Raw genomic sequence first — 6794 nt, forward strand, 5'->3', positions numbered from 1 at the left:
CCGGCGACCAGGGACTCGAACCCGGAACCTCGCGATTATCAGTCGAAGTAACCGAGGCCTGCGCACCGGGCACCCCACGCCTGCCCTCCCGAGATCAAGGACGGGACCGGAGATTTCGTGGAAGGAAGTATCCGGACCCTGCGCACCGGGAGGTGCGTCGTTCACGTGCTTCACACTAGGCGGAATCGATCGCCGGTCACCAGGTATTTTCCGGGAGGCGGTACTAGCGTTGGGCACGGGAGGAGGTCTCGGCATGGCGACTGCGACCACGAACGGCCCGAAGACCCGCGTCGCGCTCGACGGGGTTCCGGAGACGCTGCTGTGGACCCTGTACCACCGCGCGATGGAGGCACGGCGTCCCGACGCGGTGCTCGACGACCCGATGGGCGTCGAACTGCTGGACGGCATCGACTACCCGTTCGAACGGCGGTTCGGCAAGGCGGACATGGGCAGCGCGCAGGGCCAGGCGCTGCGGGCGCGCACCTTCGACGAGCAGATCCGGGCGTTCCTCCACGAGCACCCCGACGGCACGGTGGTCGCGCTCGGCGAAGGGCTGGAGACGCAGTTCTGGCGCGTCGACAACGGCCTCGTCACGTGGCTGTCGGTCGACCTCCCCGAGATCGTCGAGCTGCGCGGCCGCCTGCTGCCGGACGAGGCCCGGGTGCACCCCGTCGCGGCCTCGGCGCTCGACGAGACGTGGATGGACCAGGTGGACCCGGCACGCGGCGTCATCGTCACGGCGCAGGGGCTGCTGATGTACCTGCAACCCTCCGACGTGCGCGCGCTGATCGCCCGCTGCGCCGAGCGGTTCCCGAACGGCTCGCTGGTCCTGGACGCGGTGCCGCGCTGGTTCAGCGCGCAGACGGTCAAGGGGCGCGTGAAGACGCGCGAGGGGTACGTCGCCCCGCCGATGCCGTGGGGGATGGACGCGTCCGAGCGCTGGAAGCTGCACGGCACGCACCCCAACATCGTGGAGATCGACGACCTCGCCCTGGTGCCGGGACGGGGCTTCTTCTACACGAAGATCGCGCCGCACGCACACCTGATCCCGCTGGTGCGCAACCGGCGCCCGTCCATCACGGTGGTCCGGTTCGGCCCGGGCGCGGATGCGGCTGACGCGGCGGACGGCGGCGCCGGGGCATCGCCGCCGGGGGCCGGGTAGGCGTTCGGTCAGGCCAGGCCGACCGGGCCCGGGCCGTCGGTGGGGCTGTCGCCGGTCGACGGCCCGTGCTCGCGTTCGTGGGCGTCGAGGGCGGTGAGCAGCCGCGAGACCTCGTCGTGCGACGCACCCTGGCGCTGCTCGGCGTAGTAGGCCGCGCCGAGTTGCTTGTACAGGTCGCTCTGTGCGCGATTGGCCTGGAATTCGTCGGCCTTCTGCTTGCCGGTGGCCACCGTTTCCCTGGCCTTTTCCTTCGCCTTGTCCAGGAACCCGCTCATGACGCAGCCTTTCGTCGTGCCGTCAAGCCTCAACGCACAACTGGTACCCGCTGATCACGGAAGGCAACGTTCCGGTTATATGAATTTCCGGGCGGGCCGGCTCGGCCGATCACTCGGCGGCACGCTCGTCGCGCAACGCCTCGACCACGGCGTCCATGACCGCCTTCCAGTGCTCGCGCTGCCGCTCGCGCTCGCGGCCGTCCGCCAGCCACTCCTGGTGGAAGCGCAGCATCGTCTTCTCGCCGGACGCGCGGATCGCCACCTGGACCGTCGTGTCGTGGTCCCAGTCGGCGGGGCGCCAGGTCAGCCGGACCCGGTCCATCTCGCGCCAACTGCGCAGCTCGCCCTCGGTGCCGTCGTCGGTGCGGTACGGCGTCCCCTTGTCGCGCCCCAGTTCGGCACCCGGCCCGAGCCACACCGCCAGGCCGTCGTCGTCGGTGAGGAACTCCCAGATCACGGACGCGGGGTAGGGCAGCGTCCGGGAGACGCCGATCTGGTACCCGGCGTCCTGGGTCTTGCCGATCTCGCTGGTCATGCCGCAGCTCCTTCTTCCTCCGGTCCCGGCCGTCCTGTGATGATCATGCCCGAGGTACCTGACATCCTCTGTCAGGTACCAGGCAGACTGGGGTCATGCGCGCGAGCCGACTGCTGTCCGTCCTGCTGACCCTCCAGACGCGCGGCCATGTCACCGCGCAGGAGCTGGCCGACGAGCTGGAGGTGTCGGTGCGCACGGTCTACCGGGACATCGAGTCGCTGAGCGCCGCGGGAATCCCGGTGTACGCCGAGCGCGGGCCGGCCGGGGGCTACCGCCTGCTCGACGGGTTCCGGACCAGGATCAACGGCCTGACCGCGGACGAGGCCGACTCACTGATGCTGGCCGGGCTGCCCGGTCCCGCCGCGGAACTGGGGCTCGGGGCGGTGGTGGCGTCCGCGCAGCTGAAGGTGCGGGCGGGGCTGGCGCCGGAGCTGCGCGAGCGGGCCGCCCGGACGGGGGAGCGCTTCCACCTGGACACGGTGGGCTGGTACACGGAGGCGGAGAGGTCGCCGCATCTGGCCGACGCGGCGAACGCGGTGTGGCACGGGCGGCGGATCCGGATCACGTACCGGCGGTGGGGCGGGGCGGTGGCGCCGCGCGTGCTCGATCCGTACGGCCTGGTCCTCAAGGCGGGCGTCTGGTACCTGGTGGCGCGGCATGCGGGGGACGAGGGTGGACAGCCGCGCAAGGACCGCACGTACCGCGTCGGCCGGATCCTCGAACTCACGGTTCTGAACGAGGAGTTCGAGCGTGATCCGGGCTTCTCGCTGTCCGGCTACTGGACCACGTGGTCGGAGGACTTCGAGCGGAATCTGTACCAGGTCCCGGCGGTCGTACGGCTCTCGCCGCGCGCCCGGGCGGCGGTCGCGGGCCTGTTCGGGCCGCGGCGCGAGCGCGTCGTCGCGGAGACGGCGGGCGCGCCGGACGCGGAGGGCTGGGTCAAGGCCGTCCTGCCGTTGGAGACCCTGCGCTTCGGTGCGCTGGAACTGCTGCGCTTCGGGCCGGAGGTCGAGGTCCTGGGACCGCCCGAGCTGCGGGCGGACGTCGAGGCGGCCGCGCGTGCGGTCCTGGCGATGTATGCGGCGGGCGGGCGGCCGGAGGTGGAATCCGGGACGGAGCCGTCAGACGGCTGAGGCCACCTCGGTCTCGCCGGCGGCTGCGGTTCCGCCGGTGACTGCGCCGTCGGCGGTCGGCGCCGGCTGCGCCGCGGCCAGCACCGCGTCGAGCAATCCGGGGAATCGGCCGTCCATCTCCTGCCGCCGCAGCTTGATCAGAATCTCCCGCCCGGCCGGCTCCTGCCGGATGACACCGGCCTCGCGCAGCACCCGCCAGTGGTGGGTGAGCGTCGACTTGGCGACGTTGGTCATGAGCGCGCCGCACGGATGGCCCTGCTCGCAGTCGGCGGCGAGCTTGCGCACGACCTCCAGCCGCGTGGGGTTGCCCAGCGCGGTCAGCACGTTCTCCACCTGGAACTGCTCGGGGGCGGGGTGGAACAGGGTCATGCGGCCACCATAGCGCGATTACGACCGTTCGTGAACGTACGAACAATTTCGCGGAACCGGGTTGACGGGCTCCGCGGGACTGTACGAGGATCCTCGTACAGTCGTTCTGTACGGGAGTACACGTACAGTCCCACAATCTCACGGCTCCGCAGCCGCGGTCCGCCACCACGCCCACAGCCCGCGACCTCCCCGGCCGCGGCCGCGGAATCCACCCGCACGTCCACCCAGCAAGGGGTCTCTCCGCCATGCCCACAACCGTCCCCGCCGCCCGCCCGCGGCATCTCGGCTGGGCGCTCGCCGTCCTGGCGTTCGCCCAACTGATCATCGCCGTCGACTACAACATCGTCTTCGTCGCGCTGCCCGAGATCGGCACCGAACTCGGCTTCTCCGAACAGTCCCTGCAGTGGGTGATCAGCGGCTACGCCGTCGCCTTCGGCGGCTTCCTGCTGCTCGGCGGCCGCACCGCGGACCTCTTCGGACGCCGGTCCGTGCTCGTGACCGCGCTCGGCCTCTACGCCGGGGCCTCGGTCCTCGGCGGACTCGCCGTCAACCCCGGCATGATGATCGCGGCCCGCGCGGTCCAGGGCATAGGCGGCGCTCTCCTGTTCCCCGCGACCCTGTCGCTCGTCAACACGCTGTTCGCGGAGGGGCCTGAGCGGAACCGCGCGCTGGCCGTCTGGGGCGGCGCGGGCGCGAGCGGGCTGTCGCTCGGCGCGCTGTTCGGCGGCGTGCTCACGAGCTGGTTCGGGTGGTCGTCCGTCTTCTTCGTCAACGTGCCGCTGGCCGCACTCGTGATCGCCGGGGCTTTCGCGTTCATCCCGCGCGACCGGCGGTCCGGCCCGCGCCGCAGCTTCGACCTGCCGGGCGCGCTGACCGCGACCGCGGGCATCACCCTGCTGGTGTACGTCCTCGTCGAGGCCCCGGCGGTCGGCTGGACCTCCGCGGGCATCCTCGTGTCGGCGGCGCTCGCGGTGCTGCTGCTGGCCGCGTTCGCGGTCGTCGAGTCGCGCATCGCCGACCCGCTGATGCCGCTGCGGCTGTTCCGCAACCGCAGCCTCGCCGCGGCGACCGTGATCACCTTCGTGTTCATGGGCACGTTCGGGGCGATCCCGTACTTCCTGACCATCCTGTGGCAGGAGGTCCAGGGCCTCAGCGCGCTCCAGACCGGTTTCGCCTTCCTGGTCCCGGCCGTGGCGATCTTCGCGGGCACCCAGATCGGCGAGCGCATGACCACCCGCGCGGGGCTCCGCCCGGCGCTGCTCACCGGGTTCGTGCTCGGCGCGGTCGGCACCGCGGTGCTGGCGACGGGCGTGAGCGAGGACGGGTCTTACGGCGTCCTCGTCCCCGGCCTCGTCGTCATGGGTGTCGGGCAGGGCATCGCCTGGACCGCGATGTGGATCGCGGCGGCCTCCGGGGTCGACGCGACCGAGCAGGGCGTGGCGTCCGGCATGGCCTCGACGGCGTCCCAGGTCGGCGCCGCGGTCGGCCTGGCGATCTTCGTGGCCGTCGCGAACGCCGACACCGACGGCCTGACCGGCGCGGCGCTCGAACACGCGGTCGCGGACGGCCAGCGGAGCACCCTCTACCTGGTCGCCGCGGCCCTCCTGCTCGGCGCGCTGGCGGCCCTCACCTTCAAGCGGGCGCCGAAGGACGGGGCCGGACCGGTCGCCGACTCCGAGGCCGATTCCGAGGCCGGGGACGAGGCCGGGGACGAGACCTGGGGTGGGACCGGGGACGATGTGGAGCGCGTGGAGGTCGGCGTACGCGGCTGACGGCGGTTGGCGTACGGTCGGACCGGACCGGGCACTGGTATAGACCAGCAGTCCGGTCCGGTCCGACCGCACGAGGATCAGGAGTACGACCCGCCATGGCCCAGCCGCTCGTCTGCATCGGCAGCTACACCCCCGCCACCGGCGGACGCGGATCCGGCATCACGGTCTGCGCCCGGAACCCGGAGACCGGCGTACTGACACAGTTGGGCGAGCCGACCGCAACCCCGTCGCCGTCGTTCCTGGCCGCGCACCCCTCCGGGCGTACGGTCTACGCGGTCAACGAGCTCGAACCGCGGGGCTCGCTCAGCTCGTTCGCCCTGGGCGCGGACGGCTCGCTCACCCCGCTCGGCAGCGTCCCGAGCGGCGGCAGTGCCCCGTGCCACGTCGCCGTCGATCCCACCGGGCGCTACGTGTTGACCGCGAACTACGGCGACGGCCGGGTCTCCGTCCACCCCCTCGACGCGCACGGCGCGGCCGCACGGCACAGGGCCGTGCTCGACCTGCACGGAGACGGCCCCGACCGCGACCGGCAGGCCGGACCGCACGCCCACCAGGTGACCTTCGACGGCGACACGGTCCTGGTCTGCGACCTCGGTTCGGACCGCGTCTGGCGGCACCGCCTCCACGCGGACGGCACTCTCGCCGCGGAAGCACCGGCAGTTGTGCCGCCCGGCTTCGGCCCGCGGCACCTCGCGCGCTCGGATCCGGGCCGCGTCTGGGTCGTCGGCGAACTCACGCCCGCGGTCCACGCGTTCCCCGACGGCCCCGTGGTCGACCTGGCCACCGCGGGCCCGACGCGCAACCACCCCTCAGCGATCGTGGCCGCCCCGGACGGCCGCCATCTTTATGTCGCCAACCGCGGCCCGGACACCGTCACCGTGCTCTCCGTGGCGGACGGCACCGCCCACGTACTCGCCGAAACGCCCTCCGGCGTCACCTGGCCCCGCGACGCCGCCCTCATCGGCGACCACCTCTACATCGCGGGCGAACGCTCCGACACCGTCACCGCGCTGCGCCGCGACCCTGCCACCGGCCTCCTGGCGACCCCGGTCGAGGTCCTGCGGACCGGCAGCCCCACCTGCGTCGTCGCCGTCCCGGGCACCTGACTTCAGTTCCTCGTGCCCTCCGGGTCCCGGGACTTGCGGACGAACCAGACGACGACGCCCGCCGCGAGCACGGCCGCACCCCACGCCACCGACCGCCAGGGAAGCGTGACAGCCAGGACGGCGCAGCCGACGAGGCCGAGCAGCGGGATGGCGCGCGGCGGCGGATTCTCCTCGCGGCGCAGCCGCAGCGCGGCGGCGTTGGCCACCGCGTAATAGGCGAGGACACCGAAGGAGGAGAAGCCGATCGCGCCGCGCAGGTCGACCAGCCCGACGAGCAGCACCACGGCCGCGCCCACGGCGATGACCGCGTGGCGCGGGACCTGGTGCTTGGTGTCGACGGCGGCGAGCGTACGCGGTAGGTGCCGGTCGCGGGCCATGGCCAGCGCGGTGCGGGAGACGCCCAGCATCAGGCCGAGCAGCGCGCCCAGGGCCGCGGGGGGGG

General features: G+C 72.7%; 8 protein-coding genes. 4 read left to right on the top strand and 4 right to left on the bottom strand.

The window, feature by feature from the left end:
- Positions 1-253 precede the first annotated feature (253 nt).
- Positions 254-1162, top strand: coding sequence for a class I SAM-dependent methyltransferase (locus ACRX5S_RS10785; protein ID WP_436772611.1), 909 nt, complete (start codon positions 254-256; stop codon positions 1160-1162).
- An 8-nt stretch (positions 1163-1170) separates the two neighbouring features.
- Here ACRX5S_RS10785 and ACRX5S_RS10790 read toward each other — a convergent pair whose 3' ends face one another.
- Together ACRX5S_RS10790 and ACRX5S_RS10795 are read right to left on the bottom strand one after the other, a co-directional pair.
- Positions 1171-1437, bottom strand: coding sequence for a hypothetical protein (locus tag ACRX5S_RS10790; RefSeq protein WP_436772612.1), 267 nt, complete (start codon positions 1435-1437; stop codon positions 1171-1173).
- Between the two features lie 109 nt (positions 1438-1546).
- Positions 1547-1972, bottom strand: a complete 426-nt coding sequence (locus tag ACRX5S_RS10795; protein WP_436772613.1) for an SRPBCC family protein — start codon at positions 1970-1972, stop codon at positions 1547-1549.
- A 95-nt stretch (positions 1973-2067) separates the two neighbouring features.
- Between ACRX5S_RS10795 and ACRX5S_RS10800 the strand changes: the two genes are divergently transcribed.
- Complete coding sequence (locus ACRX5S_RS10800; protein ID WP_436772614.1) at positions 2068-3105, top strand: helix-turn-helix transcriptional regulator; 1038 nt, start codon at positions 2068-2070, stop codon at positions 3103-3105.
- On the opposite strand, the gene ACRX5S_RS10805 is transcribed toward ACRX5S_RS10800, so the two are convergent.
- Positions 3094-3474 (bottom strand): ArsR/SmtB family transcription factor, encoded by a 381-nt coding sequence (locus ACRX5S_RS10805; protein ID WP_436772615.1) that lies wholly within the window; start codon positions 3472-3474, stop codon positions 3094-3096. The genes ACRX5S_RS10800 and ACRX5S_RS10805 overlap by 12 nt on opposite strands.
- Before the next feature lie 245 nt (positions 3475-3719).
- Between ACRX5S_RS10805 and ACRX5S_RS10810 the strand changes: the two genes are divergently transcribed.
- Complete coding sequence (locus tag ACRX5S_RS10810; protein WP_436772616.1) at positions 3720-5246, top strand: MFS transporter; 1527 nt, start codon at positions 3720-3722, stop codon at positions 5244-5246.
- A 95-nt stretch (positions 5247-5341) separates the two neighbouring features.
- Positions 5342-6352, top strand: a complete 1011-nt coding sequence (locus tag ACRX5S_RS10815) for a lactonase family protein (protein ID WP_436772617.1) — start codon at positions 5342-5344, stop codon at positions 6350-6352.
- 2 nt (positions 6353-6354) lie between these two features.
- Here the strand turns inward: ACRX5S_RS10815 and ACRX5S_RS10820 are convergent.
- Positions 6355-6794: amino acid permease (locus tag ACRX5S_RS10820; RefSeq protein WP_436772618.1), on the bottom strand; the 440-nt coding region annotated here is incomplete at its 5' end.

Origin of the sequence: Yinghuangia sp. YIM S09857 (assembly GCF_051388915.1) — a bacterium.
In the GTDB taxonomy this organism is placed as follows: Bacteria; Actinomycetota; Actinomycetes; order Streptomycetales; family Streptomycetaceae; genus Yinghuangia.